Below are 2,056 nucleotides of genomic sequence, written 5' to 3'. Positions count from 1 at the left end.
GAGCCACCGGGGCAGCGCCCCGGTGGGGAATCGAGCGCCGGGCCCTCGGCGTGACGCGCCCCGCCGGTCCCGGCGAGGGCGGCGACGATCCCGACGACCTGATCTCCTTCAGCGACGAGCGCGTGCCCGAAGGGGCCGACGAACCTCGCGCCCGGGTCGCGCGAAGCAAGCGCACGCTGCTGCTGCTGGTCGGCGGGGGCAGCGCCGTGCTGGTCACCGTGGGCCTCATGGGGGCGTTCGCGCTGTTCGGGCCGTTGATGAGGCCCGACGACTTCGAGGGCAAGGGCGCAGGTCCCGTCGTCGTCGAGATCGCCCCGGGCGCGAGCGCCGGGCAGGTCGCCGACGCCCTCGTTCAGGCCGAGGTGGTGGCGAGCGCCCGCTCTTTCGTCAACGTGGTGGAGGCACGCGGTAAGTCGGGCAGCCTCAGGCCCGGGCGCTACGCCCTGCGCAAGCGCATGTCGGCGGCCTCGGCGCTCGACCTTCTGATGGCGCCCCAGTCCAGGGTTCGCAAGCGGGTGACGATTCCTGAGGGGCTGCGGGCGGCGGAGGCGGTGGCCCGCCTGGCGAAGGGGTCGGGGCTGCCCGCGGCCGAGCTGGCCCAGATGGCGGCCAGGCCCGCCGAGCTGGCGCTGCCGGCGTACGCCAAGGGGACCGTCGAGGGGTTCCTGTTCCCCGCCACGTACGACATCGAGCCCGCGACGAAGCCACGCGATCTGCTGAGGTCGATGGTCCGCAGGTTCAAGCACGCGGCAGCCCATGTGAACCTGGAGGCGGGAGCGGCGGAGCGCCGCCTGTCGCCGCGTGACGTGGTGGTCGTCGCGAGCATCGTGCAGGCCGAAGGCGGCAGGGACAGCGATTATCCGATGATCGCGAGAGTGATCTACAATCGCCTCGCGTCCGGAGCCAAGCTGGAGATGGACAGCACGGTGATGTACGGCCTGGGCAAGCACGGCATCGTGGCCTCACACGCCGAGATCAAGCGCGACACCCCCTACAACACTTACATGCACCCCGGGCTGCCGCCCGGTCCGATCAGCAATCCCGGCGAGGTCGCGCTCCGTGCGGCGCTTCGTCCGGCTAAGGGTGATTGGTACTGGTTTGTCACGATCGACCCAGCGCGTAGAATCACGAAATTCACTAACAAAGAGAGTGAGTTCGTGAAACTCCGAGAAGAGCTGAACAAACGTCTCGGGCAGCACTGATGCCCGGCGGGACTGCCACCGCCCCCCGTACGCGCCCGGCCACCCCGGTCGGCGCGGTCCTGGGCGTGGGGACGACGGCTTGCCTGGTATGTCACACCAATTTGGGGCACTCGCTTGACGACGGGCCGGTCCTACCGGGAGATTGGCGAGCGCACCTATGAACGATCTCGACCTCGATAGTCTGCTGGGTGCCGAGGACGACGAAGGTCCCCGGCGCCGATCTCGTGCTTCCTCCAGAACGGCGCGCACGCGCAGCAGGCGACGCCAGCGCCGCCAGCGCCGCAAGGGCTTCGTGGCCTTCTTCGTCGCGATGATCGTCATCGTCGGCGTCCTCGGCGTCGGCGGATACTACGGCTACAACTGGATCCGCGGCGTCGCGATCCCCAAGGACTTCACCGGGCAGGGCACCGGCGAGGTGCTCGTGGAGATCAAGCAGGGGCAGAGCGCCACCGAGGTGGCCCAGACCCTCGTCAACCAGGGTGTGGTGGCCAGCGAGCGGGCCTTCGTCAACGCCATCGGCGCCGCCGGCAAGAGCGCCTCGCTCCAGCCGGGGGAGTACAAGCTGCGCAAGGGCATGGCCGCCAGCAACGCCGTCCCCCTCCTCGACCCCAAGCGCCGGCTGCAGACCACCCTCACGGTGAGAGAGGGCCTGCGGCTCTCGCAGATCCTCGAGCAGCTGTCGACCGCCACCGGCAAGCCGGTGTCGGAGTTCCGCAAGGCAGCCAGGGACGCCAAGGCGCTCGACCTCCCTTCCTACGCCAAGGGCAAGCTGGAGGGGTTCGCCTTCCCCGCCACCTACGAGGTCTCTCCCAAGTCCACCCCCGAGGACGTCCTCGCCGCGATGGTGGCGCGCT

Annotated in this window: 2 protein-coding genes; both read left to right on the top strand. The window is 69.7% G+C overall.

The window, feature by feature from the left end; translation table 11 throughout:
* Positions 1-1,202: endolytic transglycosylase MltG (mltG, locus tag AB0O34_RS36720; protein WP_363923606.1), on the top strand; the 1,202-nt coding region annotated here is incomplete at its 5' end.
* A 157-nt stretch (positions 1,203-1,359) separates the two neighbouring features.
* Positions 1,360-2,056, top strand: a 697-nt coding sequence (locus tag AB0O34_RS36715; RefSeq protein WP_363923604.1) for an endolytic transglycosylase MltG, incomplete at its 3' end; no start/stop codon positions are given.

The organism is Sphaerisporangium sp. NPDC088356 (genome assembly GCF_040685555.1).
In the GTDB taxonomy this organism is placed as follows: domain Bacteria; phylum Actinomycetota; class Actinomycetes; order Streptosporangiales; family Streptosporangiaceae; genus Sphaerisporangium.
This window is presented reverse-complemented; position numbering and strand designations above follow the sequence as displayed.